The following is a 23,752-nucleotide window of genomic DNA, read 5'->3' on the forward strand; positions in this document are numbered from 1 at the left end:
AAGGTGTGGTACTTCAGGTTTCGGCGCAGATAGCAAGAGGCCGCCCGGTCGCCCGGGCGGCCTCGCCTTATTCGTCTATGACCGGCGTGCGGATCAGAAACGCAGGCCGAGGCCGGCGACGACTTGATCGGTCGAGACATCGCCGACATCGCCGCCCACGGAGCTATAGTTCGAGCGGCGATATTCGAGCCGGCCTTCGAGCGGTCCGGGGAGCTGGACCTGGAGGCCGCCGCCGAAGCGCATGCCATCGGCATTCTCTTCCAGCTCGCCGAGCGAACCGGCGCTGGTGAAGGCACGCGTGTCGAGCGCGGTGTAGCCGACCTTGCCATAGGCGGCGATGCCCGGGGTCAGCGCGAAACCCGCGCGGGCGCCGATGTAATACTGGCCATCGGCATCGAGCCCGTCGCGCGCGCCGGCGAAGCTGCCGGGGAATTCGGTCGAACCGCCGCTGGTCGACAGCTCGCCCTCGACACCGACGAAGGCGCTGCCGAGCGAGAGGTCATATCCCGCGTTGATCCCGTAAACTGCCGAATCCGCATCGGCGGTAACGCTGCCGTCGCTCGATTCGACGTCGAGTCCTTCGAAACCGGCGAGCGCGCCGACATAGAAGCCGCCGGGTGCGGTGTTGCTGTCCTGCGCCATGGCCGGCGCGGCAGTCATGGCACTTGCGATTGCGACCAGTGCGATTGTCTTTTTCATTTCGATTCCTTTCGTGTGCGCTTGTCTGCACAGCGGCGCCGTTGGCGATCCGGCGCTTGCACGGCGATGAACCGGACGGCGCAAAGTGTAGGAAAAGCGATGGGCGGCCAAAAAAATCGACCGGGGGATCGCAGGTTACAGGGAACCCACCGAAGGCCGTGACGCTTCGATAGGAAACACGCGGAGGAAACAAGCATGGCTGGCAAGACGGTTTTCATCCTGGGCGCATCGCGCGGTATCGGGCTTGGCCTGGTGCGCGAATTTCTCGGTCGCGGCTGGCACGTCGTGGCGAGCGAACGGTCGAAGAGCGAAGACCTGCACGCGCTCGACTGCGAGGCGCTCGAAATCGTGACCTGCGATGTGACCCGGCCGGACAGCTATGGCGCGCTTGGCCTGGGTGACGCTACGCTCGACGCGATCGTCATCAATGCCGGGATTACCGGCGCCCGCCACCAGGACGCCTCGCAAGCAACTGCCGACGAGGTGGCCGAAGTGATGATGACCAATGCCTTCGGTCCAGCGCGCGCGGCAAAGGCTTTGCTGCCGAGCCTGAAGGACGGCGGCACGCTGGCGGTCATGTCCTCGCTGATGGGCTCGGTCGCCGACAGCTCGGGCGGCTACGAGCTCTACCGCACCAGCAAGGCGGCGCTGAACATGCTCGCCAAGGGCATTGCCGAACAGGATGCCGGCCCACGCGATATCTCCGTACTCTCGCTCCACCCCGGCTGGGTGCAGACCGACATGGGCGGACCCAATGCCAAACTGACCGTGGCAGAAAGCGTCGGCGGGCTGGCCGATGTGATCGAAGGCGCGGGCAGTGGCGGGTTCCGCTTCGTCGACTACGCAGGCAAGGACCTGCCCTTCTAGCCGAGGCACTCGCGCAGGGTGGCGATCAGCGCCTCGGTGTCGGCAGGAGTGTTGTAGAGATGCGGCGTGACCCTGATCGACGATCCGCGCTGCGAAACATGCACCTGCGCCTTAGCCAGCCTCTCGGTGAGGCCATCGGGCAGGCCGGCAGGACATTCGAGCGCAAGGAAATGCGGCGCGCGCATGCCAATCGGAGCCGATAAGAGCCCTAGCTTGGCGGCCTCGTCGGCGATCGTCTGAGTCGCTGCGGCCAAAGTGTCGGAAATCGCTTCGACGCCGAACTCGAGCAGGACATCCAGCGCTGCGCTCGCCCCCATCAGCAGTGGCGGATTGGATTTCTCGCCCATGTCGAAACGCCGCGCGCCCGGCTGATAGTCTTCGCGATAGTCGACCAGTCGGGCGAAATCCTCCGATCCGCCGCGGTTGATCCAGTTGTGCTCGATGGGAACGCCGTCGTGATGGCGCGCGGCGACGTACATCATGCCTACGCCGTAAGGCCCCAAAAGCCATTTGTAGCAGGCGGCGACCGCGAAATCGGGCTGTACCGCGGCGAAATCTATCGGCATGGCTCCGAGCGACTGGGTCAGGTCGAGTACCAGCGCCGCCCCAACCTCGCGGCATTTTGCGCCCACCGCGACGAGATCGACCATCCGGCCATCGGCCCAGTGATTGTGCGGCAGCGCGACGATCGCGGTGTCCGGGCCGATCGCATCGAGCACCGCCTCGCTCCAGCAGCTTTGCGACGGCCGCCGGACCGCCACCACTTCGCCGCCCTTCTCCTTCGCCAGTTCGCGCCAGGCATAGACGTTGGACGGAAACTGATCGGCCAGCGTGACGATCTGCTGGCCCTTGGCAAAAGGCAGGTTTCGCGCAGCGACGGCGAGCGCGTAACTCACCGAAGGCACGATCGCGATACAGTCCGCCTCGACCCCCGCCAGCCGCGCGGCGCGGCCGCGAAACTCCTCCGCGACGCTGAAGAAATCCGCAGCGCGAAACTGCCACGGCTGCTCCTTCAGCCGCGCCCCCTCGACCATCGCCGAGCTCACGTCCCGCGCAAGCGGCGCCATATAGGCGCAATTGAGGTAGTGCACGCCCTCGGGGATGGCGAAGCGGCTCCGCTGGGAGGGGATCACCGGTTCAGCCCACCACCCCCGCGCTGGCCAGCACCGCAAGCGTCAGCACATCGGGCGCGATGGCCGTCATCGGCGCGATCTGGACGGGCTTTTCCATGCCGATCATCATCGGGCCGACCGTGGTCTCGCCCGCCAGTTCGCGCAGCAGCTTGGCAGAGAGGTTGGCCGATTGCAGGCCCGGCATGACCAGCACGTTTGCCGGTCCCGACAGTCGGCTGAACGGATAGAGCTGCATCACCTTGGGATTGAGCGCGGCGTCGGGTGCCATTTCGCCTTCGTATTCGAAACCCGGCTCTTCGGCATCGAGGATCGCCACCGCGTCGCGGATATTGTCGAGCCACTGGCCGGAAGGATTGCCAAAGGTCGAGAAGGACAGGAAGGCGACCCGCGGTTCGTGCCCCATGCGCCGCGCCACGGCGGCGGTTTCCTTGGCGATATGCGCCAGCTGCTCGGCGGTGGGGCGCTCGTTGATCGTCGTATCGGCGAGGAACACGGTGGTGTTCTTGCCGATCATCATATGGACGCCGAAAGGCACCGCGCCGGGCGCCGGATCGAGCACGCGGGCGACTTCGCGCGCGGTCTGGCTGAAGGTACGGGTCAGCCCCGAAATCATCCCGTCGCCATGGCCGAGCGCGACCAGCAGGGCGGCGAAAACGTTGCGTTCCTGATTGACCATCCGGCCCACGTCGCGCTCGGTATAGCCGCGCCGCTGCAGCCGCTTGTAAAGGAAGTCGACCATCGCCGGCACCTTGTCCGACACGGCCGAGTTCTCGATGATCCAGTCGTCCGGATCGTCCACCGCCAGCTCGACCAGCTTCTCGCGCACCTTCTCGGTCCGCCCGACCAGGATCGGCTCGCCATAGCCGAAATCGCGGAACTGGATCGCGGCGCGCAGCGCGACATCCTCCTCCGCCTCGGCAAAGACCATCCGCTTGGGATTGGCCTTGGCCTGCTCGTAGATATTGGTCAGCGCCGCGGTGGTCGGGTTGAGCCTCACCTTCAGCGCAAGCCTATAAGCATCGAAATCCTCGATCGGTGCCTGGGCGACGCCCGTATCCATTGCCGCCTTGGCGACTGCGCTCGACACCACTTCCATCAAGCGTGGATCGAACGGCGCGGGGATGATGTAGTCTTCGCCGAACTGGTGGCTGACGCCATAGGCGGCGGCGACCTCGTCGGGCACGCGCTGGCGCGCCAGCTCGGCGATCGCGCGCGCAGCGGCGATTTTCATCTCTTCATTGATCGCGGTCGCCTGCACGTCGAGCGCGCCGCGGAAGATGAAGGGGAAGCCGAGGACGTTGTTGACCTGGTTGGGGTAATCGCTGCGGCCCGTGGCGATGATCGCGTCGGGGCGCACCGCCTTGGCATCCTCGGGCATGATCTCGGGCACCGGATTGGCCATGGCGAAGATGATCGGCTTGTCCGCCATATGCTCGACCCATTCGGGCTTGAGCGCGCCCGCCGCGGACAGGCCGAGGAAGATGTCCGCACCCTCGAGCGCCTCTTCCAGACTGGTGGCCGCGGTCTCGACCGCATGCGCGCTCTTCCACTGGTCGACATTGTCGCGGCCCGGCGTGATCGGCCCCGACCGGTCGCAGACGATCACGTTCTCGTGCGGCACGCCGATCGCCTTGATCAGCGCAGTGCAGGCGAGCGCACTGGCCCCCGCCCCGTTGACCACCATCCTGCAGTCCTTGAGTTCGCGCCCGGTCAGGTGGCAGGCGTTGATCAGGCCCGCAGCGGCGATGATCGCGGTGCCGTGCTGATCGTCGTGCATGACGGGAATGTTCATCCGCTCGCGCAGCGCCTGCTCGATGATGAAGCACTCGGGCGCGGCGATATCTTCCAGATTGATGCCGCCGAAGCTGGGCTCCATCAAAGCGACCGCCTCGATGAACTTCTCCGGGTCTTCCGTATCGAGTTCGAGATCGATCGAATCGACATCGGCGAAGCGCTTGAACAGCACCGCCTTGCCTTCCATCACCGGTTTCGACGCCAGCGCGCCGAGATTGCCAAGGCCGAGGATGGCCGTGCCGTTGGAAATGACCGCGACGAGGTTCGAACGCGCGGTGTAACGCGCCGCATCCTTGGGGTTTTCCGCGATTGCCTCCACCGGAGCCGCCACGCCGGGCGAATAGGCGAGGCTGAGGTCGCGCTGGCTCGCCATCGGCTTGCTCGCGATGATCTCGATCTTACCGGGACGGATCGTCTCGTGGTAGAACAGCGCCTCGCGGGTTGTGAATGCGGATTTCTCGTCGGGCATCGGCGTCCTCTTGTCTTGCGCTGCAGCCCCTAACCGCTCGGACCGCGAAGTCATAGGGGAAAGCAAGGGTGGGCCGACTCCCGAATCGCCGCCACGCTCGCTAGGCCCGATTCATGTCCGGCAAGCCCACCCCGATGATGCAGCAATATCTCGCATTGAAGCGCGAGGCGGGCGATGCGCTGCTGTTCTACCGCATGGGCGACTTTTTCGAGCTGTTCTTCGACGACGCGAAGGTGGCCGCGGGCGTGCTCGACATCGCGCTGACGACGCGCGGCGAGCATGATGGCGAACCGGTGCCCATGTGCGGCGTGCCGGTCCATTCCGCGGAGGGCTATCTCGCGCGGCTGATCAAGGGCGGTTGCCGCGTGGCCATCGCGGAGCAGACCGAGACGCCCGAACAAGCCAAGGAACGTGCCAAGCGCGAAGGCACGCCGGTATCGAAGGCGCTGGTCGCGCGCGATATCGTGCGCTTCGTCACCGCCGGGACGCTGACCGAGGAAGCACTGCTCGAACCACGCCGCGCGAACCTGCTGGTCGCCGTCGCCCCGGTGCGCGACGGTGTGGGCCTGGCCGCCTGCGACATCTCGACCGGGCGCATGGAGCTCGAGGAATGCGCCCCGCAGGCGCTCGATGCGGCGCTGGCCCGCATGAGCGCGAGCGAGGTGGTTGCGCCGGATGACTGGGACGCGGCGCCCGCCGAGGTGATCGCCCGCCCGCGTGCCGACTTCCGCAGCGAAGACGGCGAGGCACGGCTCAAAACCATACACGGTGTTGCGACGCTCGACGGGCTCGGCGCTTTCACGCGGCCGATGCTGGCCGCGGCGGCGGGGCTGATCGCCTATCTCGATCATGCCGGACGCGGCACGCTGCCCTTCCTGTTGCCGCCCGTCGCACGCGGATCGGGCGCGCATCTGGCAATGGATGCGGCCACGCGCGCCAGTCTCGAGATACTCGAAGCGCAAAGCGGCGGGCGCACGGGAAGCCTGATCGCCTGCGTCGATCGCTGCTCCACCGGCGCAGGGGCCCGCCAGCTGGCCGAGGACCTTTCCGCCCCGCTCGCCGAACGCAGCGCGATCGAGGAGCGGCTTGCCGGCGTCCAGCATTTCCATGCCGATCCGCTGCTGCGCGCCGACCTGCGCACCGTGCTGCGGCAGGCGCCCGACATCGGGCGCGCTCTCGGCAGGCTGGTGGCAGGGCGCGGCAGCCCGCGTGACCTTGGCCAGATTCGCGATGGGCTCGCCGAAGCGCGGCGAGTGCGCGACATGCTGGCCGCCAGCAGCGACCTGCCCCCGCTGCTGGCGCGGATGAGCGAAGCGCTCGGCGGGCATGCCGCGCTGGTCGATCACCTCGCCCGCGCGCTGGTCCCCTCGCCGCCGACCGAACGCAGTCAGGGCGGCTTCATTGCCAGCGGTTACGACCACTCGCTCGACGCACTGCGCGAGACCAGCGGCAATGCCCGCAAGGCGATCGCTGCGCTCGAAGCGAAGTATCGCGAGGAGACCGATACCGCATCGCTCAAGATCAAGCACAACAAGGTGCTCGGCTATTTCATCGAAGTGCCCGCCAAGCATGGCGACAAGCTGATGGCGGCCGAAAGCGGTTTCACCCATCGCCAGACCATGGCGGGCGCGGTGCGGTTCAATTCGGTCGGTCTGCACGAGGAGGCGACACGGATCGCCGAGGCCGGGGCGCATGCGCTGGCGGCGGAAGAGGCGCATTTCGAGCAGCTCGTGAGCGAAGTCGTCGCCGCGCGCGAGGCGATCGCGGCGACCGCCGCGGCGCTGGCGCGGATCGACGTATCCGCGGCGCTCGCCGAACGTGCCGCCGAGGGCGACTGGGCGCGCCCCGAAATGCTCGACGATCCGTGTCTCGAAGTCACCGGGGGTCGGCATCCGGTGGTCGAGCAGGCGCTGGCCAAGGCGGGCGAACGCTTCGTCGCCAACGATTGCGCGCTCGGACCCGACGATCGGCTGTGGCTGATCGGCGGCCCAAACATGGGCGGTAAATCGACGTTCCTGCGCCAGAATGCTCTAATCATGCTGCTCGCGCAGGCCGGCAGTTTCGTGCCCGCGACGACAGCGCGGATCGGCCTGGCGGACCGCCTGTTCAGCCGCGTTGGAGCGTCCGACAACCTCGCGCGCGGACGTTCGACCTTCATGGTCGAAATGGTCGAGACCGCCGCGATCCTGTCGCAGGCCACAGAGCGCAGCTTCGTCATTCTCGACGAGGTCGGCCGGGGCACGTCGACCTATGACGGGATGGCGCTCGCCTGGGCGGTGGTCGAAGCGGTGCATGAACAGCTCGGCTGCCGCTGCCTCTTCGCAACGCATTACCACGAACTCAGCCGCCTTGCCGACACTTGCGACGCGCTTTCGCTGCATCATGTCCGCGCGCGCGAATGGAAGGGCGATCTCGTCCTGCTGCACGAACTCGCCAGGGGCCCGGCGGATCGCAGCTACGGCCTGTCGGTCGCCAAGCTGGCAGGCGTCCCCGCGCCGGTAATCAAGCGCGCCAAAGCGGTGCTCGACAAGCTCGAAAAGGGCCGCGAGGCGACCGGCGGGCTCGCCGCGGGGCTGGGCGAACTGCCGTTGTTTGCTGTCACGGCGCAGATGCAGGAGGAAGAGGAGGACCCCCTCCGTAGCGCGATCGAGCAGCTCGATATCGATGCCCTCTCGCCACGCGAGGCGCTCGAGACGCTCTATACGCTCAAAGCGAAGGCCAGCGAAACCGAGGTTTAACCCTTCGCCGGCTAGATTACGCCCCGATGGATCACGAATTTTCCACCGGTTTGGCGAAGAAGCTGGCGATAGTCGCCATCTTCCTGGTGGCCGTTGCGCTGCTGGTCGGCGGAGAGGACAATCCCGGCGTCATCGGCCAGCTGGGCGACGTCCCTCCGGATGAGCGCCCCCCAGCGGCGGCCAGCCCCGTCTCGCAATCCCACCAGGTGCGAACGCCTCGGTCGCGGGAGGACGACCCATCGCTGTCCGCCTGGTATGCCGAAAGCGAGTCCGCCGGTCCTGCCGAGCCGCAGCCCTTTCAGCCCACCCCGATCGATCACAGCCATCTCGTCAACGACGCGCAGCCGATGATCGAAAGCGCGCCCGCACCGCCACCCGGCGCCGTCAGAATCGCGCCCGTGCCCGTCGAACGCGGCGAGTAGGCCCGGAACCGGGGCCAGCCCTCGGCCATTATTCGGGCATGGCGCAGGACGATCCTCCGGAGAAACCCGACAAATCGACGCAATGGGCGGAGTTTCGCACCGACCTCGCGGAAGACCGCAACATCATGGCGATGGAGCGGACCTTCGCGGGCTGGATGCGCACCGCCTTTGCCGCCATCGGCATCGGCCTGGGCTTCAGAGCGGTGTTCGGTGATTTCGAACCACCCTGGCTGGCCAAGGCCATTGCCACGGTGTTCATCGTCGGCGGTGGCTGGCTGGCGGTTACCGCCGAGCGCCGCGCATGCCGCACGCTGGAGCGGCTGGACTCGCATCAGTTCGAGGCGATTCCCCGGCCGAACTTCCGCGTGATGGCCTATGCCGTCGCCACCGGTGCGGCAGTGCTTACCGCCGGCCTGTGGATCCTGAACGACGGCTCGATCGACTGATCAGGTGCCATCGCCGCGCAGCCCGTCGGGTTTGCGCGCCTTGCCGTATTTGTCGACATTGTCGTCATGGTTCGGCTCGCCGGTATAGGCATCCATGTCGATGCGGCCCGAACTTTCCATGTCGCGCATATGGTCGATCGTATCCTGCGTGGAATCGCCCATCGGCCCCGAAGCATTGTCGCTCTTCTTGCTCTCGGTGGGGGAGGCGGTCTCGCTGGTCAGCTGCTGCGCTTGCTCGGCCACTTCCTGAGACTGGCTGCGGTGATCGTCCTGCTCGTCGTTATGCGTTTCCGGGGCGAGGCCCGACTGGCGCATCTCCTGGCTCTCGGGTTTGGAATTGCTCATCGAATGTCTCCTTTGGGAGAGAAACGGGGAGCATGGGGCGAGGGTTCCGTTGTTTTTGGCTGCGCCTTCGACATCCGTCGAAGGCTTGCTGTTCCATCCCGCTACCCCTCCCGAATTTGTTTGTTGCGTGCGGTAAGCGCGTCCGCGCTTACCTTGCGGCACCGGCCCACGCCCCCACCCGGCCACCCATAAGTTACCGTGCCGTGGGTGGCCGGGTGGGGCGTGGGCTGGTGCCGCCGCAGGCTGTCGACGGATGTCGGCAGCCACGCAGCAAACTAACGCGTCGGCACCGGCACCTCGCCCGAATAGTCGTAGAACCCGCGCCCCGTCTTGCGGCCGAGCCAGCCGGCCTCGACATATTTCACCAGCAGCGGCGCGGGGCGATATTTCGCGTCGCGGGTGGTCTTGTAGAGCACCATGATGATGTCGAGACAGGTGTCGAGCCCGACGAAATCGGCGAGCTGCAACGGGCCCATGGGATGGTTGAGACCAAGGCGGCAGCCCTTGTCGATATCCTCGATGTCGGCGGTCGACTGGCCGAGGACGAAAACCGCCTCGTTGATCATCGGCAGCAGGATGCGGTTGACGACGAAGCCGGGCTCGTCTTGCGAGAGCACCACTTCCTTGCCCAGGCTTTCGGCAAAATCCGTCGTGCGTTCGGTGGTCGTCTGCGCGGTGGCGAGGCCCGGGATGACCTCGATCAGCTTCATCACCGGCACGGGATTGAAGAAGTGCAGCCCGATGAACCGCGCCGGGTCGGGAGAGTAATTGGCCATGCGGGTGATCGGGATCGAGCTGGTGTTCGAAGCCATGATCGCATCGGGCGCGAGCATTTCTCCGGCCTTCTCGAAGATCGCCTGCTTGATCGCTTCCTTCTCGGTCGCAGCCTCGATGATCAGGCCCGCATCCTTCATCGGCGCATAGTCGCCGACGGGCGTGATGCGCTTGAGCGTCGCTTCGGCATCGGCGATCTCGATCTTGCCCTTGCCCACCAGCTTGCCGAGCGCCTTGTCGATTCCCGCATGCGCCTTCTCGGCGACGTCGAGGCTGACATCGGCCAACAGCACCTCCATGCCTTGCGCGGCCACGGTCTGCGCAATGCCCGAGCCCATCTGCCCAGCACCGATAATGGCGACCGTATCGTTCATCGAGATTTCCCTTCGCAAGTGCAGCAAAGTGCGCGGTCTAGCGAAGGCTCGGGCCTCTGGCTACAAGCGGATCAGCGATTGGCGCCCGGTATCCACTTCACGTCGGCCCGCCCGTCTTCATTGGCCACCCGGGCCAACACGAAGAGATAGTCCGACAGCCGGTTGATATAGGCCAGCGCCTGCGGGTTGGTTCGCGCCTGCGCGGCCATGGCGGTCATCGCGCGTTCGGCGCGGCGCGTGGCGGCGCGGGCGGCATGGAGCCGCGCAGCTGCCTCGCTCCCCCCGGGAAGGACGAAGCTGGATAGCGGTTCGAGCCGGGCATTGGCGGCATCGATCGCGGTCTCGAGCCATTCGACCTGAGCGGCCACGACCCTCAAGACCATGTCCGAAGGCGCGAAATCGTCGTCTTCGGCAGCCGGTGTCGCCAAATCGGCGCCGAGGTCGAACAGATCGTTCTGGATGCGGTACAGCGGCTCGGCATATTCGCCATCCGCCAACGCCACTACAGCAAACCCGAGCGCGGAATTCGCCTCGTCCACCGCGCCGATCGCTTCCATCCGCGCATCGTGTTTGGACAGACGCGAACCGTCGACCAAACCGGTGGTCCCGTCATCGCCGGTGCGCGTGTAGATCTTGGTAAGCTTGACCACGCGGCGCTGGGATCAGTTCGCGATGGCGAGGATCACCGCGACCACGACCACCGCGAGCGCCTGATACTTGATGCGCGCGAACATCATCTTGTTCTGCATCAGCTGCATGTCGCTCGCGTCGGTCTGTTCGCCGCTCTCGAGATCGATCTTGGTGCTCTTCATGAAAGCGACGATCCCGCGGATCAGCGAAGCGACCACCAGGACCATGAGGATGACGAGGAGGATGGTGAGGAAGGTTGTCATGGCCAAGGATTTAGGCGCTCAGCAGTGAAATACCAGCCGGAAAACGGTGCAAGCGCAGTTGCTCCGCAAGCAACAGTCCATCCTCTCCGTCCCTGCGCCGATCGGCCAGCCCAAAGCCCAGAGCACCCGATCCGCGGCGCTTGGCGAGCTTCTGTCCGCTCTCATCGAGCAGCAGGGCATGGTGATGCCAGCGTGGGACGGGCAAGCCGAGCAGCGCCTGCAGCAGCCGGTGTATATGCGTCGCTGGGAATAGGTCCTGCCCGCGCGTCACCAGCGTTACCGCATCGGCCGCATCGTCGAGCGTAGCCGCAAGGTGGTAGCTCGCCGGCGCGTCCTTGCGCACGATCACCACATCGCCCGCCTCGCGCGGATCGGCGATCTGCTGTCCGGCCAGTTCATCTTCCCAGGTCAGTTCGCCTGCATCGGCCATCGCCCGGTCGAGATCGAGCCGCAATGCGGCCGGCTTTTCCGGATCGAGCAACCGCCCCTTGCAGGTCCCGGGATAGATCGCGCCCTGCGACCCCAGGCGCGGCTCCATCGCCTCGATCTCCGCGCGCGTGCAGGTACAGGGGTAAAGGTAGCCGCGTTCGAGCAATCCGCGTGCGGCCTCTTCGTAACTCGCCAGCCGGGTCGACTGCGCGGGAACCTCCTCCCATTCGAGCCCCAGCCATTCGAGATCGCGGCGGAATTCGTCCGCCAGCTCGGAGCGCGAGCGGGGGCCGTCGATATCCTCGATCCGCAGCAGGAAGCGCCCGCCCGCTTCGCGCGCCAGATCATGCGCGACGATCGCCGAATAGGCGTGCCCCAGATGGAGCGGCCCGTTGGGACTGGGGGCGAAACGGGTGACGGTCACGGGCTAAGGCTTGTGGGCATTTTGGTGGACAGGCTGTGGATAGCCTGTCTGTAACAGGCTTGACGCTTTTCCTTGCAAGTGCATTCTCGAAGCTATCGGGAGGGACGCACAGGTGTTCAAGGCCGAATTGCTGGAACGGGCCGCAAGGTTCCGGAATGCCGAGGAAGATCCGACGCGCAATCTGCAGTCGTGCCCCTCGCTCGTCCTCAATGCCGACTATACCCCGCTGTCCTATTACCCGCTGAGCCTGTGGCCCTGGCAGACCGCGATCAAGGCCATCTTCCTCGAGCGGGTCGACGTGATCGCCACCTACGACCGCGAGGTGCATTCTCCCAGCCTCGACATGAAGATCCCCAGCGTGATCGCGCTCAAGCAATATGTGAAGCCGAGCGAATTTCCCGCCTTCACGCGCTTCAACGTCTTCCTGCGCGACCGCTTCAGCTGCCAGTTCTGCGGCGCCATGAACAACCTCACCTTCGACCACGTCGTCCCCCGCCGCCTAGGCGGCAAGACCACGTGGGAGAACATCGCCACCGCCTGCGCGCCCTGCAACATGAAGAAGGGCGGACGTACGCCCAAGCAGGCCGGGATGCAGCTTTACACGAAGCCGATCCGCCCGACGCATTGGCAGCTGCAACAGCACGGCAAGCAGTTCCCGCCGAACTACTTGCACGAAACCTGGCGCGACTGGCTCTATTGGGACATCGAGCTGGAAGCGTGATCCGTTCAGCTCTGCGGCCATGAAGCTGAAAGATGGACCGCCTGTTACACTGTCCAGGAGCTAAAAAGCCCGAGGGTACGCGTGCCGTGTTCCGGCACGGTACAGAGTGGGCGGAGGAGCATTGCATCCGGCCGAAATGGCATGGATCGGGTGCTGTAGGACAGCTTTTCCGGAATACCCGCTAACGACCTGATTGCAGCTATAAACTCCGAGCATCGAGCACGCCAAAAGCGGACGCAGTTTGCGCTGGCTTGTTGTGTCCTAAATTGGAAGCGGACATGAGCGGTTAGGATCTTCTCCTAAATTCGAACCGGCAGGTCCGGCCACCATGTGCTTGTGTGGGAGGGCGGTGAAAGCTTACATTGCTGGAGAGCGCATCAATCCAAATCCGGTCCCAGTCACAAAACAAATCCAGCAAGAGTGTTGCGTCGTGCCGCTTAAGGAAGCTGCTGTAGCCGCACGTATGCACTTCTGAGACGAAGCCTTCTTCGATTTCGACGTACTCGATCTCGAAGCTTGGACCGAAAGCGCTGGCCCCACGCTCTTTGGTGTATCGCCGAAGCGCTTCAAACTCATCTCTCGAGAAGAATGAGAGCAAGCGCATCATGATCCTCAGGCTCCTTTTCCAGAGCGAACTCATTGGGACCGCAACCTTTGCTTTGGCCTCCTCTGGATCAAGATGTTGCCGCATCCAAACCCGGTGCGCACTAACTACACAAGCGCCAATTATCAAATGACCTTGAGTGACTCTGTCAGTGGAGAACAGGCACTCGGACGTCATGACAGCCTCTACTGACTCATCGAAATCCGCTCGTAGGGGTTTGGGGAGACTTTTGCGAAAATGGCTAACGGTCAGCCGGTCGGCTGATGTGACTGGATAAGGCAGGAAATCCACGCTGGCTCTCCGCGGACATAAGGATGCACTTATGCGGGTGTCCGACCCACAAAGTGAACCGCATCGCCCGAACAGCGACGCAGCCTCCTCCTCCATCCTCGGCCTTTTCAAACAGCGTCGGCACCCTCAATGGTAGGGGAGCCTCACTCACTGTTCAAGAGGGATCGGGGGCGTTCACCTATGCTGACCAATTTACGAAGCAAGCACCTGCATTCGATTAGAACAATGACACGCTAACCTCCGCAATGGTTTGTGAGCTGCCAGAATGGTTGCGACGAATGAGCGTCCTCTTTCGCTGTCTTCAGTTTCAGAAGCAGACATTCCACTTTCCACCCAAAAATCGGTCGTCAGGTAACCGCCGCCCGCTCGCGAAACTCCGCCTTCTGCCATTCGCCGCTCTCCAGCACCTCGGCCACGTGCCGCGCAGCCTCGGCCATGTCCGCGAAGCGCAGGTAGGCGGGGGCGAAGCCGAAGCGCAGGATGTCGGGATCGCGGAAGTCGCCGATCACGCCGCGGGCGATCAGCGCCTGGCAGATGGCGTAGGCCTCCTCGTGACGGAAGGAGAGCTGGCTGCCACGCGCGCCGGGGTCGGCCGGGCTGACGAAGTCGAGCGCGACGCCGCCTTCGGCGAGGCACTGGCGGAGAAACTCGGAGAGCGCCTTCGACTTGGCATAAAGCCGTTCGACGCCGATTTCGGCGATCAGATCGACGCCCACTTCCAGCGCCGCCAACCCGAGGATGCCCGGCGTGCCGCACAGCAGCCGCTCGATGCCGGGCGCGGCTTCGTAATCGTCCGAAAAGGCGAAGGGGGCCGCATGCCCCATCCAGCCGCTCAGCGGTTGCTCGGTCGCCGCCAGATGCCGGCCGGCGACGAAGGCATAAGCCGGCGCGCCGGGGCCACCATTGAGGTATTTGTACCCGCAACCGACCGCGAAATCGGCCTCGCAGGCGCCCAGGTCCACGGGCAACGCCCCGCCCGAATGCGACAGGTCCCACAAGACCAGCGCGCCCGCTTCGTGCGCGGCCTTCGTCAGCGCTTCCATGTCGAACAGTTCGCCGGTCTTGTAATGCGCATGGGTCAGCAGCAGCAGCGCGACATCACCGTCGAGCGCCTCGACCAGCTTGCCGCGCTCGGCCAGCCGCCGCTCGGCGAGGCCCTGGTTTTCGAGCCCTTCGATCATGTAGATGTCGGTCGGGAAATTGCCCGGCTCGCTCAGCACGATTTTGCGCCCGGGTCGCATCTTCAGTGCCGCCGAGATCAGCTTGAACAGGTTCACCGAAACGCTGTCGCAGGCAATCACCTCGTGCGGCTGCGCTCCGATCAGCGGCGCGATCTTCGCGCCGACCTTGGCGGGCAGGTCGATCCATCCGGCGCTGTTCCAGCTGCGAATGAGGTCGCGCCCCCATTCCTCGCGCACCACCTGCTCCAGCCGCGCGGGGGTCGCATTGGGCAGGCAGCCAAGCGAATTGCCGTCGAGGTAGATGACCCCCTCGGGAACTTCGAACCGCTCGCGAAACTGCGCCAGCGGATCGCCCGCATCGAGAACGCGCGCGCGCTCAAGCATCGCTCAGCTCCCGCAGGATCGCGCGGCACAATCCGGCATCGCCGCCGGCGATCTTCAGCGGCAGCGCAATCAGCTCGTAGCGCCCCTCCGGCACGCCATCGAGCACCAGCCCTTCGAGGATGCGCATGTCGTGGGAAAGCACCGCCTTGTGCGCGTCCATCGTCTTGCTGTCCTGCGGATCGACGCTGGGTGCATCGGTGCCGACCAGCTTCACGCCCTGCAATGCGAGCCATTCGATCGCCTCGGCATCGATCGCGGTGAAGGTGCTGTCCCACTCATCATGCGGGAAGCGTTCGAAAGTGCGGAACAGCACGCGATCGACGCTGTCGAGATGCGGCAAATCGCCGACCGAGATGCTGCCGCCGCTCACTGCGGTGGCATCGACCACCAGACACTCGCCGAGATAGGGATCTAGCGCGACGCTGGCGATATCGGGCGCAGTTGCCGAATAGTGGAGCGGCGCGTCGCCATGCGTGCCCGAATGAGTGCTCATCGTCATCCGCCCGACATTGACCGGCGAGCCATCCTCCATTGTCCACGTCCGCTCGAAGGCGAATTGCGTATCGCCCGGCCAGACCGGCAGGTCCGGACGAAGCGTCTGGGAGATATCCCAGATACGTCGCTGCGAACGCCAGGAACTCATGCTGCGGTCCTCACAGGGCGGTCCTCACGCTGAGCAATTCGGGGAAGAAGGCCGCCTTCAGCACGTCCGCGAGATAGGGCACGCCGGGCGTCCCGCCGGTGCCCTTCTTGAAGCCGATGATCCGCTCGACCGTCTTCAGATGGCCGAAGCGCCAGCGCTGGAAATGGTATTCGAGATCGACCAGCTTTTCGGCCAGCTCGTAGAGGTCCCAATGTTCCTTCGGCCGGTTGTAAATCTCCGCCCAGGCCGCCTCGACCTCGGGCGAATGCTCCCACTTGCCGACCGTGTCGCGCGCCAGCACATCCTCGGGAATGTCGAAACCGCGCCGGGACAGGAGCGCGATCGCCTCGGCGTAGATCGACTTTTTCGTCAGCTCCTCGCGCAGCGCCTCGGCCACTTCGGGGGTCGCCTCGTGCATGGTGATCATGTCCGGATTGCGCCCGCCGAGGAGGAATTCCATCATCCGGTATTGCGCGCTCTGGAACCCGCTCGATCCGCCCAGATGCGGGCGGATGGTCGAATAGTCGTGCGGGGTCATGGTGCTGAGCACGTCCCAGCTCTGGATCAGCTGCCCCTGCGCGCGCGCCACGCGGGCCAGCATCTTGAAGCTGGGCCGCAGCCGGTCCTGCCGGATGCACTCGCGTGCTTCGAACAATTCGTGCAGGCACAGCTTGAGCCACAGCTCGGAGGCCTGGTGGACGATGATGAACAGCATCTCGTCATGCGCGTCGGATGCCGGGTGCTGCGCCGCGAGGATGCGGTCGAGGTCGAGATAGCTCGAATAGGTAACATCGGATGCCATGGGCGAGAGCCCTAGCGCGCAATGGTCGCGGATGAAACTACCCCTCGATCACCTGCGTCTGCGGGTGATGCTTGTCGAGGTGCTTCTTCACGATCCGCAGGTTCTTGGTGTTCGAGCGATAGACCACGTCGAAGGCATCGCCCACGACGGGCACCGCACCCACGGCGGTATCGATCGCAACATTGCCCATCATGCGCCACAGTTTCCAGCGCGGCAGGCCCAGATTCTTGGCTTCCCATACGATATAGGCGGCCATGGCCGCGGTCACGATATCGCCGATCACGGGGACAAAACCGATGATGGTGTCGAGACCGATGGGGTATTTGGTGCCGGGCACCACCAGGCTGCGTTCGAGCAGGTGCTCCATCGCCTCGATCCGCTTGCGGATCGAGACCGGATCGGTGCCTGTCGGCAGCTCTATTCCCATCGGGCGAGGGCGGTTGGGATTGTCCATGATTGCTAAATGGGAGCGCGAGACAGCGGGAACAAGGGATGGATGTTCCAGGGGTTCTCGCTGAAGGCCTCGATATCCGCGCGCACCAGCGACCAGCGGATCGGCGCTCCGAGCGGGATGTAGAGATTTGCCGCAAGCAGCGAGCTTTCCGCCTCGTATAGATAGGAGGCCTCTTCCGTCCCGTCGCGCGCATCGAGCGCCAGCGACACGAGATAGTCCGCATCCTCGCTGCATTGCGTCGGCCGGATCTCGCAGTTGAACTGGTTGAGAAACCAGCGCGGCGAGGCGTAGCGCGCCACGCGATCGCGCAAGGACAGATCCGCCGCGTCCGCGCTCTCGACGCGCGTGGCGGAAACGCCGATCGCGGCGAAATCCTCGGCCAGCCCGTCGAACAGCAGGTCCGAACCGGGACCCGGGGGCAGGTAAATCGACACTTGCGGCTCCTGCCCGCTTCCCGCACGCCATTGGGCCACCCGCTGACGTGCCTCGCTGCGCCTTTGTTCGAGCGACAATGCAACCCAGCGCTCGCTTGGCGGTTCGCTATTGGTCGACAGGGCGACGGGCACGATCCGGGTCGAGGGGATCCAGCCGCCGATGTTGAATGGGGCCATCAGCTCGGCCCGGTCCACCGCCATGGCCAGCGCTTCGCGATTGGCGATCGTCTCGAGGAAACCGCCGGGCTTGCGCACGTCGAGCCCGAACAGGCCGACCGCCGCATCGAGCCTCACATTACCGCGCGAAAGCGGGCCGGTACTGGCCAGCGGCAAATTGGCCAACCGTCCGCCGAGCACGAGGTCGAAGGTCGCCTGAGAGAAGCCTTCCGTCGCCTGCTCGGCATCGGCTGCATGTACGCGTACCTGGCGCACGATGTCTTCCCAGCCGGGCTGTTCGGGCAATCCGCGCAATTCGGGTGCCAGCGGGGCAAGCACCGCCACTCCATCCTCTGTGTCGCGCGCCATCAGGCCGGCACTCTGCCCGGCCAGATCGATGCCGAGTTCGGGCTGCGCGAGCAATTGCAGGAAATCGGGCATCGGGCTGGTCAGCCGGATTTCGACGACGCGCCCGGTCATCGCCCGGATATCGCGGATCTTTGCGAGATCGAGGCCGAGCGAAGTGCCCCGCAACTGGCGCAGCCGGCGCTGCAATGCATCGCGCACCCCCTGCGCCGTCAGTCGCGTCCCGTCGGCCAGGTCGAATTCGTTGATGCGGAAGATGTAGCTGGACCCATCATCGGTGACGATCCAACGCTCGGCCACGCCGGGCACGACCTCACCGCGCGAATCGATCCGTACCAAGCCGGTGGAGAGCGCCGCGCGGATGTGCTGGCCTGCATAGCCCAGCCTCACCCCTTCGGCCACAAGCTCCTCGGGCTCGGCGATGAAGACGACATCGACGATCCCGTCATCGGCTCCCGCGCCGCAGGCGGCGAGCGAAGCGGACAGGAATGCGAGAAGCCAGCGGCGCATGGACGCCCGGTTAGCAGCCACGGTCGCCGGCGTCAGCCACGCAATTCAAAGGTTGCGGATGCGGCGCTCTTCTTCGGAGAATGTCGGCGTGGAAACCGCCGGTCGGGCGTAGCGCGGGGTTTCCGGGCTGGTGCCGATGGGTGCGCGCACGACCTTCGGGTCGATATCGCTTTCGAATGCGACCCCGAAGCGGTTGCCCTGCGTCCAGGCGACGCTTCCCCTGACGATACCGACATTGCGCAAATCGATGGCCAACCGGTCTCCGCGCGAAGCAACGATTTCGCTGCTCTCCGCCATCATCCCGCCAGCCGACAGGTTGCGCACCTTGACCCGCGTCGATTCGGACTGACCCTCGAAGGTCAGATCTGCGAAGAGAAACAGGCTGTCGCGAGCGACATGGCGCGTATCGACCGAGGACATGGCGTTAATCGTACCCTTGCGTGCTCAGTGCGGACCCAGCCCCGGACCGTTCCGGGACGGATTACACGCTAGGGTCGAGACCTAAACATTCGGTTATCGCGCGATCAATCGTCGCGCGAAATCTTCTCGCGCCGTTCATGCGCTTCCTGCGCCTCGACGGTCATGGTTGCGACAGGCCGGGCGATGAGCCGCTTCAGGCCGATCGGATCGCCGGTCACTTCGCACCAGCCATACTCGCCCTGGTCGATCCGGCGCAGGGCGGAATCGATCTTCGAGATCAGCTTGCGCTGGCGGTCCCGCGTGCGCAATTCGATCCCCCAGTCGGTTTCCGACGACGCGCGATCATTGAGATCGGGTTCACGAATTGGGCCGTCCTGCAACGACTGCAGCGTCTGCCCGGCCGCGTCGTGAATCGATTTCTTCCAATCGAGCAGCAGCATGCGGAAGTATTCCTGCTGCCGTTCGTTCATATATTCTTCGCTGTCGTCGGGTACGTACTCAGCACCGACCGCGGCGCGTGCCTTGGCCAGCTTTTCCTTGTCGTTTGCCACAGAGGCCATTGAGGACCCTCTCAACTCGGTCGAATTCAGCCTTCGGACCACCGCCGACCCGCCGGCCCGGATTTTTCCGGTGCCCCGGATGACCCGTTGGGCGCGGCGTATAGGCAAGCACCCCCGGCCACACAAGCGCCAATCCGATGAGCCGTCGAATTGTGCGTTTTTCGGGGCGAGAGCGCCTTTGATCGGGCCCGGCAGAAAGAAATACCGCACCGCGTTAACCACTTCTTGACCATAATTTTGGCAATTCTTGATCGTCCGGCAATCGATGCCGGTCCTTCAGGGGGAATGACGATGCAGCTTACCGGTATCGAAGGTGGCAACGGCACGATCATCCAGGGCGAGGAAGCCGCGGCCTTGGTCGCCCGGTGCCTCGCGGCATACGAACGCGGCAGCGTCGACGCACTCTACGACCTCGGCGTCGCGTTTTCGACCGGCAGCCACGGCACGGTCTGCGACATGATAGAGGCACACAAATGGTTCAACATTGCCGCCTCGAAGGGGCATGAGGAAGCCAGCTGGTGCCGCGCCGACGTTTCGGACGAAATGACCGCGCGCGAAATCGCCGAAGCGCAGCGCCGCGCGCGCAAATGGCTCGCCGACGGAAGCCGCCGAGCCGCCTAGGCCTTCTTGAACGGCGTGCGGGTCGCGAGATAATTGCAATCGGCGTCCACGCCCGCGCGTTCGCGTTCGAGGAAATCGGCCACCGCTTGGCGAAACCCGCGATCGGCGAACCAATGTGCCGAGACGGTTTCGACCGGTTCGTATCCGCGCGCGAGCTTGTGCCCCCCTTGCGCGCCGGCTTCCACCCGCGAGAGGCCCAGTTCGATCGCCGCGTCGATCGCCTGATAGTAGCATAGCTCGAAATGCAGGAAGCGCACGTCGCGCGTGCAGCCCCAATACCGACCGTAAAGGGCATCGCGACCGATGAAGTTGAGCGCACCGGCGATCGGTTCGCCCTCCTGTAACGCCAGCACCAGCAGGATCTTTTCCCCCATCCGCTCGCCCAGCAGGTCGAAGGCTTCGCGCGTCAGATAGGGTGTGCCCCATTTGCGCGCGCCGGTATCCTGGTAGAACCGCCAGAAGGCATCCCAGTGTTCGGGGCGAATGTCGTCGCCCCGCAGCCGCGCGATATCGACCTGGCTTTGCGCCGCGGCGCGTTCCTTGCGCAGGTCCTTGCGCTTGCGCGAGGCGAGCGTGGCGAGGAACGCGTCGAAATCGGCGAAGCCGCGATTGTGCCAGTGGAACTGGATATCGCTGCGCAGCATCCACCCGGCCCGCTGGAACAGCGTCCTCTGTTCCGGTTCGATAAAGGTCGCATGCGCCGAGGAGAACCCGTTCTGCAGGCACAATTGCTCGGCGGCAGCCAGCAGCGGCGCGGCATAGGCCTCGTCCGAGACGAGCAGGCGCGGCCTGGTCGCCGGCGTGAAGGGCGCGGCGATCTGGAGCTTGGGGTAATAGCTGCCCCCGGCGCGCTCATAGGCATCGGCCCAACTATGGTCGAAGACGTATTCGCCCTGGCTGTGCCCCTTGAGATAGGCAGGCATGGCGGCGACCAGCGGCCCGTCTTCGGCACTGATGACCAGCGGCGCCGGCTGCCAGCCGGTCCCCGCCCCGACGCTGCCCGAATCCTCCAGCGCAGTGAGGAATTCGTGGGAGACGAAAGGGTTGTCGGAGCCGGCGAGCGCGTTCCATTCGGCGCGGTCGAATGCACCGACCGAACCGCCGACGCGCGCAGCGAGCCCCCCGTCGCTCATGGCACGCCCGCCCCTTCGGCGATCGGCGCATCGGCGTGGAGCAAGGCGTGTCGCAGAAGATCCGGCGTATCCACCGTCCAGGTCAGCACCGGCATGCCAGCCGTGCGCAGCGAGGCGACCATCGGATTGGGCAAGGCCGCGACATGATAGGCGATGAATTCGGGCCGCGCGAGCCAGAGCGCCAGATGCCGCTGCCACGGCTTCTGCGTCATGCCCATATGATCCTCGCGCATGACGAGGCCATGCACGGTGCGCGGCGAATGCTTGCGGAACCAGCGCGCGACACGCGGGTCGAAGCTCATCACCGCATGGCGCCCTTCATATCCGGCCAGCGCATCGCGCACGGCGACGCAGCTTTCCTCGATATCGTATCTGCGGCGCGACTTGATCTCGACCAGGATCGGCACCCTGCCCTCGACCAGCGCCAGCAGATCGTCGAGTCGTGCCAGCATGTGCTCGCTGTCGAGATAGGCGATCCGCGCCAGTTCCTCGGCCGAATAACACGCGGTCGGACCGGTCACGCCGGTAAGCCGTTCCAGCTCCCAGTCGTGCATGAGCATCGCAGCGTGATCGCGGCTGCGCTGGATATCGCATTCCACGCCCATGCCGCGCTCGACCGCCCCTGCAAAGGCGGCAAGCGAGTTTTCCGGAGCATGCTCGTCATGCAGCCCGCGATGGGCAAAGGTCCAGTCGCGCAGCCAGCCGACCCGCGCGGAATCGGGCGGGGCTACGAAGAGGCGATCAAGCCTTGAGAGCAACGATCGCATCGACCTCGACCGCGGCATTGAGCGGGAGGACCGGCACCCCCACCGCGCTGCGCGCGTGTTTCCCGGGATCGCCAAACACCTCGACCATCAGGTCGGAGGCGCCATTGATGACCTTCGGCTGATCGAAGAAATCGGGGATCGACGCGACGAAACCGCCGAGTTTGACCATATGCGCCACGCGTTCGATCAGCCCTGCCGCTTCGAGCTGGGACAGGATCATCAATCCGCAGGCACGCGCCGCGGCGACACCCCGATCGAGCGCGACGTCCTCGCCGAGTTTGCCGGTCACCAGCTTGCCGTCGATAAAGGGAAGCTGGCCCGACACATAGGCGGTGTGGCCATCGACCACGACGGGCTGATAGCTGGCGACGGGCGCCGCTGCCGCGGGCAGCGTGATGCCATGCGCGCGAAGACGGTCGTGAATGCTCATGCAGGTTCCTTCTCGATTTCGCCCAGCAGCCACGGCAGCGCTTCGTCCCAACGATCGATCCGCGCATCGGCATGGCCCGATGTGTGCGCGCAATCGATATGCGGGGCGAGCAGCGGTTCGCCGCAGAGGTGGAGCGTGGTGATCTGGCCAACGGTCTCGCGCGCCGAACGGTGATGCTGCGCGAGATCGTCGATGAAGATGGCTTTCGAGGGGCTGTATTCCTCGAGGATCGCCTGCAGCGCCGGCCCCTTGGGTCCCTGGTTGGTGAAGACCCGCGCATCGAGCCCGTGATCGAGCAATTGCGCGCGGCGCATTTCCTGGCGTTTATCGACCAGATTGGTGAGGATCACGACATCGGCGTGTTCGCGCAGGGCGGTAATCCCCTCGATGGCGCCGCCAATAGGTGTCTGGCGGTGCATTTCCGTGTCGAAGAAACCGCCGAGCTTCGACCAGATTTCCTCGGGCGCGAGGATTTCGCCACTGTCCTGCCAGCGCAGCGCCTTCGAAAAATCGCGACCCTCCATGCGGAATTCGACGCCCTGCGTTTCGGCCAGCCAGTCACGGAAGGGCGAGACCATGTGCAGCAGCACTTCGTCGCAATCGGAAACGATCAGCGGACGGCTCATGCGGACAGCTCCCGTGCGGCGGCGACGAGCGTTTCCGGCGTGGTGTCCAGCGCATCGGCGGCCAGCACCAGGTCGGGTTCGTGATTGGCGAGGAATTCGAGCACTGCAGATTGAACGCCGCGATCGGTCAGACCGTTCCGCAATCGGTCGGGCGTCAGGCCGGTCAGCGACAGCAGACGTTCGGCGCGCTTGTCATCGGCCAGAGCCCAGCCGAGCGCTTCCAGCGCCAGAACGTCGGGCGACCGTGTTTCCTGCTGGGTTGGTTCGCGAATAATTGTCAGCGCTCCCGCTTTTGCATAAGGCGCCCTCACACTGCGTGGAGGCATGGGCCAAGTGGCAAACAGAATCCTCGTTGTCGAGGACAACGATCTCAATCGTAAGCTGTTCTGTGACGTGCTGAAGGCAAACGGCCACGAAGTGGTGCCCGTGTCCGACGGGCAGAACGTGCTGCCCACCGCGAAGCGATTCGCGCCCGATCTCGTCATTATGGATATCCAGCTGCCCAATGTCAGCGGGATCGACCTGATCGCCCAGCTCAAGGCGGACAGCGCGCTGGCAGAGGTGCCGGTGCTGGCGGTGACCGCCTATGCCGGCAAGGGGGACGAGGAGCGCATCCGCGATGCGGGGGCGGCGGATTATCTTGCCAAGCCGGTATCGATCGGCCCCTTCATGGCCGCCGTGCGGGCGTTGTTGCCGGGGTAATCGGTCGAGAGGTCGTTTCGAGTTCTCGGAGTCTTTGTTGGGTGCGGTAAGCGCGTCCGCGCTTACCTTGCGGCACCGGCCCACGCCCCCACCCGGCCACCCATAAGATACCGTGCCGTGGGTGGCCGGGTGGGGGCGTG

Annotated in this window: 28 protein-coding genes; 7 read left to right on the top strand and 21 right to left on the bottom strand. The window is 65.0% G+C overall.

The annotated features are described in order from the left end of the window. Window positions 1-93: 93 nt before the first annotated feature. On the bottom strand, window positions 94-699 hold the full coding sequence (locus ASS64_RS04845) for an outer membrane protein (RefSeq protein ID WP_067690776.1): 606 nt from the start codon (window positions 697-699) through the stop codon (window positions 94-96). A 195-nt stretch (window positions 700-894) separates the two neighbouring features. Between ASS64_RS04845 and ASS64_RS04850 the strand changes: the two genes are divergently transcribed. Next, window positions 895-1,566, top strand: a complete 672-nt coding sequence (locus ASS64_RS04850) for an SDR family NAD(P)-dependent oxidoreductase (RefSeq protein WP_067690779.1) — start codon at window positions 895-897, stop codon at window positions 1,564-1,566. Here ASS64_RS04850 and ASS64_RS04855 read toward each other — a convergent pair. Together ASS64_RS04855 and ASS64_RS04860 are read right to left on the bottom strand one after the other, a co-directional pair. Continuing rightward, window positions 1,563-2,699: an aminotransferase class V-fold PLP-dependent enzyme gene (locus ASS64_RS04855; protein WP_067690781.1), complete on the bottom strand. Its 1,137-nt coding sequence runs from the start codon at window positions 2,697-2,699 to the stop codon at window positions 1,563-1,565. The genes ASS64_RS04850 and ASS64_RS04855 overlap by 4 nt on opposite strands. A gap of 4 nt (window positions 2,700-2,703) precedes the next feature. After that, window positions 2,704-4,962 (bottom strand): NADP-dependent malic enzyme, encoded by a 2,259-nt coding sequence (locus tag ASS64_RS04860; RefSeq protein WP_067690784.1) that lies wholly within the window; start codon window positions 4,960-4,962, stop codon window positions 2,704-2,706. A 113-nt stretch (window positions 4,963-5,075) separates the two neighbouring features. Between ASS64_RS04860 and mutS the strand changes: the two genes are divergently transcribed. From mutS to ASS64_RS04875, 3 genes are read left to right on the top strand one after another with little or no spacing between them, the layout of a single operon-like run. Continuing rightward, window positions 5,076-7,700: a DNA mismatch repair protein MutS gene (gene mutS / locus ASS64_RS04865; RefSeq protein ID WP_067690788.1), complete on the top strand. Its 2,625-nt coding sequence runs from the start codon at window positions 5,076-5,078 to the stop codon at window positions 7,698-7,700. 26 nt (window positions 7,701-7,726) lie between these two features. Continuing rightward, window positions 7,727-8,122 (top strand): hypothetical protein, encoded by a 396-nt coding sequence (locus ASS64_RS04870; RefSeq protein ID WP_067690791.1) that lies wholly within the window; start codon window positions 7,727-7,729, stop codon window positions 8,120-8,122. Window positions 8,123-8,160: 38 nt separating this feature from the next. Next, the gene (locus ASS64_RS04875) at window positions 8,161-8,568 is read left to right on the top strand and encodes a YidH family protein (RefSeq protein WP_067690794.1); all 408 of its coding nucleotides are present in this window, start codon (window positions 8,161-8,163) and stop codon (window positions 8,566-8,568) included. Here ASS64_RS04875 and ASS64_RS04880 read toward each other — a convergent pair whose 3' ends face one another. The 5 genes from ASS64_RS04880 to gluQRS all read right to left on the bottom strand — a co-directional run bounded on the left by ASS64_RS04880 (window position 8,569) and on the right by gluQRS (window position 11,807). After that, window positions 8,569-8,913: a hypothetical protein gene (locus tag ASS64_RS04880; protein WP_067690797.1), complete on the bottom strand. Its 345-nt coding sequence runs from the start codon at window positions 8,911-8,913 to the stop codon at window positions 8,569-8,571. Between the two features lie 275 nt (window positions 8,914-9,188). Continuing rightward, window positions 9,189-10,061: a 3-hydroxyacyl-CoA dehydrogenase NAD-binding domain-containing protein gene (locus ASS64_RS04885; protein WP_067690800.1), complete on the bottom strand. Its 873-nt coding sequence runs from the start codon at window positions 10,059-10,061 to the stop codon at window positions 9,189-9,191. A gap of 71 nt (window positions 10,062-10,132) precedes the next feature. After that, on the bottom strand, window positions 10,133-10,711 hold the full coding sequence (locus ASS64_RS04890; protein WP_067690803.1) for a cob(I)yrinic acid a,c-diamide adenosyltransferase: 579 nt from the start codon (window positions 10,709-10,711) through the stop codon (window positions 10,133-10,135). Between the two features lie 12 nt (window positions 10,712-10,723). Further along, window positions 10,724-10,954, bottom strand: coding sequence for an HIG1 domain-containing protein (locus ASS64_RS04895; RefSeq protein WP_067690846.1), 231 nt, complete (start codon window positions 10,952-10,954; stop codon window positions 10,724-10,726). 10 nt (window positions 10,955-10,964) lie between these two features. Further along, window positions 10,965-11,807 (bottom strand): tRNA glutamyl-Q(34) synthetase GluQRS, encoded by an 843-nt coding sequence (gluQRS, locus tag ASS64_RS04900; RefSeq protein ID WP_067690806.1) that lies wholly within the window; start codon window positions 11,805-11,807, stop codon window positions 10,965-10,967. 130 nt (window positions 11,808-11,937) lie between these two features. On the opposite strand from gluQRS, the gene ASS64_RS04905 reads away from it, so the two are divergent. Continuing rightward, complete coding sequence (locus ASS64_RS04905) at window positions 11,938-12,528, top strand: HNH endonuclease (RefSeq protein ID WP_198147651.1); 591 nt, start codon at window positions 11,938-11,940, stop codon at window positions 12,526-12,528. A 286-nt stretch (window positions 12,529-12,814) separates the two neighbouring features. Here the strand turns inward: ASS64_RS04905 and ASS64_RS17105 are convergent, their stop codons facing one another. The 8 genes from ASS64_RS17105 to dksA form a co-directional block, all read right to left on the bottom strand. Then, window positions 12,815-13,519 (bottom strand): L-2-amino-thiazoline-4-carboxylic acid hydrolase, encoded by a 705-nt coding sequence (locus ASS64_RS17105; protein ID WP_083508185.1) that lies wholly within the window; start codon window positions 13,517-13,519, stop codon window positions 12,815-12,817. Between the two features lie 251 nt (window positions 13,520-13,770). Then, the gene (kynU, locus tag ASS64_RS04915) at window positions 13,771-14,988 is read right to left on the bottom strand and encodes a kynureninase (protein WP_067690815.1); all 1,218 of its coding nucleotides are present in this window, start codon (window positions 14,986-14,988) and stop codon (window positions 13,771-13,773) included. After that, window positions 14,981-15,631 carry an arylformamidase gene (kynB, locus tag ASS64_RS04920; protein WP_067690818.1) on the bottom strand — a complete coding sequence of 217 codons (651 nt, stop codon included), beginning with the start codon at window positions 15,629-15,631 and terminating at the stop codon, window positions 14,981-14,983. Before kynB ends, kynU begins: the two co-directional genes overlap by 8 nt. Before the next feature lie 10 nt (window positions 15,632-15,641). Continuing rightward, window positions 15,642-16,433 carry a tryptophan 2,3-dioxygenase gene (locus ASS64_RS04925; protein WP_067690821.1) on the bottom strand — a complete coding sequence of 264 codons (792 nt, stop codon included), beginning with the start codon at window positions 16,431-16,433 and terminating at the stop codon, window positions 15,642-15,644. Window positions 16,434-16,470: 37 nt separating this feature from the next. Continuing rightward, window positions 16,471-16,887 carry a DUF4112 domain-containing protein gene (locus tag ASS64_RS04930; RefSeq protein ID WP_067690825.1) on the bottom strand — a complete coding sequence of 139 codons (417 nt, stop codon included), beginning with the start codon at window positions 16,885-16,887 and terminating at the stop codon, window positions 16,471-16,473. 5 nt (window positions 16,888-16,892) lie between these two features. Then, window positions 16,893-18,353, bottom strand: coding sequence for an ABC transporter substrate-binding protein (locus tag ASS64_RS04935; RefSeq protein WP_067690828.1), 1,461 nt, complete (start codon window positions 18,351-18,353; stop codon window positions 16,893-16,895). Between the two features lie 45 nt (window positions 18,354-18,398). Beyond that, on the bottom strand, window positions 18,399-18,773 hold the full coding sequence (locus tag ASS64_RS04940) for a PilZ domain-containing protein (RefSeq protein ID WP_067690830.1): 375 nt from the start codon (window positions 18,771-18,773) through the stop codon (window positions 18,399-18,401). Window positions 18,774-18,877: 104 nt separating this feature from the next. Next, window positions 18,878-19,333, bottom strand: a complete 456-nt coding sequence (dksA, locus tag ASS64_RS04945) for an RNA polymerase-binding protein DksA (RefSeq protein WP_067690833.1) — start codon at window positions 19,331-19,333, stop codon at window positions 18,878-18,880. Between the two features lie 291 nt (window positions 19,334-19,624). On the opposite strand from dksA, the gene ASS64_RS04950 reads away from it, so the two are divergent. Further along, on the top strand, window positions 19,625-19,954 hold the full coding sequence (locus tag ASS64_RS04950) for a hypothetical protein (protein WP_157075084.1): 330 nt from the start codon (window positions 19,625-19,627) through the stop codon (window positions 19,952-19,954). Here ASS64_RS04950 and ASS64_RS04955 read toward each other — a convergent pair. Genes ASS64_RS04955 through ASS64_RS04975 form a run of 5 tightly spaced genes read right to left on the bottom strand, consistent with a single transcriptional unit; the run spans window position 19,951 to window position 23,236 of the window. Further along, the gene (locus ASS64_RS04955; protein WP_067690835.1) at window positions 19,951-21,087 is read right to left on the bottom strand and encodes a GNAT family N-acetyltransferase; all 1,137 of its coding nucleotides are present in this window, start codon (window positions 21,085-21,087) and stop codon (window positions 19,951-19,953) included. The genes ASS64_RS04950 and ASS64_RS04955 overlap by 4 nt on opposite strands. Further along, window positions 21,084-21,845: a glycerophosphodiester phosphodiesterase family protein gene (locus ASS64_RS04960; protein ID WP_234002330.1), complete on the bottom strand. Its 762-nt coding sequence runs from the start codon at window positions 21,843-21,845 to the stop codon at window positions 21,084-21,086. Before ASS64_RS04960 ends, ASS64_RS04955 begins: the two co-directional genes overlap by 4 nt. Continuing rightward, entirely contained in the window at window positions 21,829-22,284 is a 456-nt protein-coding gene (locus ASS64_RS04965; protein WP_067690840.1) for a RidA family protein, read from the bottom strand. Before ASS64_RS04965 ends, ASS64_RS04960 begins: the two co-directional genes overlap by 17 nt. After that, window positions 22,281-22,910 (bottom strand): hypothetical protein, encoded by a 630-nt coding sequence (locus ASS64_RS04970; RefSeq protein WP_067690843.1) that lies wholly within the window; start codon window positions 22,908-22,910, stop codon window positions 22,281-22,283. The genes ASS64_RS04965 and ASS64_RS04970 overlap by 4 nt, the downstream gene beginning before the upstream one ends. Further along, entirely contained in the window at window positions 22,907-23,236 is a 330-nt protein-coding gene (locus ASS64_RS04975) for a DUF3572 family protein (RefSeq protein ID WP_083508186.1), read from the bottom strand. Before ASS64_RS04975 ends, ASS64_RS04970 begins: the two co-directional genes overlap by 4 nt. A 7-nt stretch (window positions 23,237-23,243) precedes the next feature. On the opposite strand from ASS64_RS04975, the gene ASS64_RS04980 reads away from it, so the two are divergent. After that, window positions 23,244-23,612 carry a response regulator gene (locus ASS64_RS04980; protein ID WP_067690854.1) on the top strand — a complete coding sequence of 123 codons (369 nt, stop codon included), beginning with the start codon at window positions 23,244-23,246 and terminating at the stop codon, window positions 23,610-23,612. The last annotated feature ends 140 nt before the right edge of the window (window positions 23,613-23,752 follow it).

This window comes from Erythrobacter sp. AP23, from assembly GCF_001542855.1.
In the GTDB taxonomy this organism is placed as follows: domain Bacteria; phylum Pseudomonadota; class Alphaproteobacteria; order Sphingomonadales; family Sphingomonadaceae; genus Qipengyuania.

Excerpts from the sequence above, each read along its gene's own strand:
- mutS (WP_067690788.1), top strand. The coding sequence starts at position 5,076 with ATGTCCGGCAAGCCCACCCCGATGATGCAGCAATATCTCGCATTGAAG.
- ASS64_RS04970 (WP_067690843.1), bottom strand. The coding sequence starts at position 22,910 with ATGAGCCGTCCGCTGATCGTTTCCGATTGCGACGAAGTGCTGCTGCAC.
- ASS64_RS04870 (WP_067690791.1), top strand. The coding sequence starts at position 7,727 with ATGGATCACGAATTTTCCACCGGTTTGGCGAAGAAGCTGGCGATAGTC.
- ASS64_RS17105 (WP_083508185.1), bottom strand. The coding sequence starts at position 13,519 with ATGGAGGAGGAGGCTGCGTCGCTGTTCGGGCGATGCGGTTCACTTTGT.
- ASS64_RS04860 (WP_067690784.1), bottom strand. The coding sequence starts at position 4,962 with ATGCCCGACGAGAAATCCGCATTCACAACCCGCGAGGCGCTGTTCTAC.
- kynB (WP_067690818.1), bottom strand. The coding sequence starts at position 15,631 with ATGAGTTCCTGGCGTTCGCAGCGACGTATCTGGGATATCTCCCAGACG.
- ASS64_RS04885 (WP_067690800.1), bottom strand. The coding sequence starts at position 10,061 with ATGAACGATACGGTCGCCATTATCGGTGCTGGGCAGATGGGCTCGGGC.
- ASS64_RS04895 (WP_067690846.1), bottom strand. The coding sequence starts at position 10,954 with ATGACAACCTTCCTCACCATCCTCCTCGTCATCCTCATGGTCCTGGTG.
- ASS64_RS04950 (WP_157075084.1), top strand. The coding sequence starts at position 19,625 with ATGCAGCTTACCGGTATCGAAGGTGGCAACGGCACGATCATCCAGGGC.
- ASS64_RS04850 (WP_067690779.1), top strand. The coding sequence starts at position 895 with ATGGCTGGCAAGACGGTTTTCATCCTGGGCGCATCGCGCGGTATCGGG.
- ASS64_RS04955 (WP_067690835.1), bottom strand. The coding sequence starts at position 21,087 with ATGAGCGACGGGGGGCTCGCTGCGCGCGTCGGCGGTTCGGTCGGTGCA.
- ASS64_RS04925 (WP_067690821.1), bottom strand. The coding sequence starts at position 16,433 with ATGGCATCCGATGTTACCTATTCGAGCTATCTCGACCTCGACCGCATC.
- ASS64_RS04975 (WP_083508186.1), bottom strand. The coding sequence starts at position 23,236 with ATGCCTCCACGCAGTGTGAGGGCGCCTTATGCAAAAGCGGGAGCGCTG.
- ASS64_RS04930 (WP_067690825.1), bottom strand. The coding sequence starts at position 16,887 with ATGGACAATCCCAACCGCCCTCGCCCGATGGGAATAGAGCTGCCGACA.
- dksA (WP_067690833.1), bottom strand. The coding sequence starts at position 19,333 with ATGGCCTCTGTGGCAAACGACAAGGAAAAGCTGGCCAAGGCACGCGCC.
- ASS64_RS04965 (WP_067690840.1), bottom strand. The coding sequence starts at position 22,284 with ATGAGCATTCACGACCGTCTTCGCGCGCATGGCATCACGCTGCCCGCG.
- ASS64_RS04845 (WP_067690776.1), bottom strand. The coding sequence starts at position 699 with ATGAAAAAGACAATCGCACTGGTCGCAATCGCAAGTGCCATGACTGCC.
- ASS64_RS04875 (WP_067690794.1), top strand. The coding sequence starts at position 8,161 with ATGGCGCAGGACGATCCTCCGGAGAAACCCGACAAATCGACGCAATGG.
- ASS64_RS04880 (WP_067690797.1), bottom strand. The coding sequence starts at position 8,913 with ATGAGCAATTCCAAACCCGAGAGCCAGGAGATGCGCCAGTCGGGCCTC.
- ASS64_RS04940 (WP_067690830.1), bottom strand. The coding sequence starts at position 18,773 with ATGTCCTCGGTCGATACGCGCCATGTCGCTCGCGACAGCCTGTTTCTC.
- ASS64_RS04935 (WP_067690828.1), bottom strand. The coding sequence starts at position 18,353 with ATGCGCCGCTGGCTTCTCGCATTCCTGTCCGCTTCGCTCGCCGCCTGC.
- kynU (WP_067690815.1), bottom strand. The coding sequence starts at position 14,988 with ATGCTTGAGCGCGCGCGCGTTCTCGATGCGGGCGATCCGCTGGCGCAG.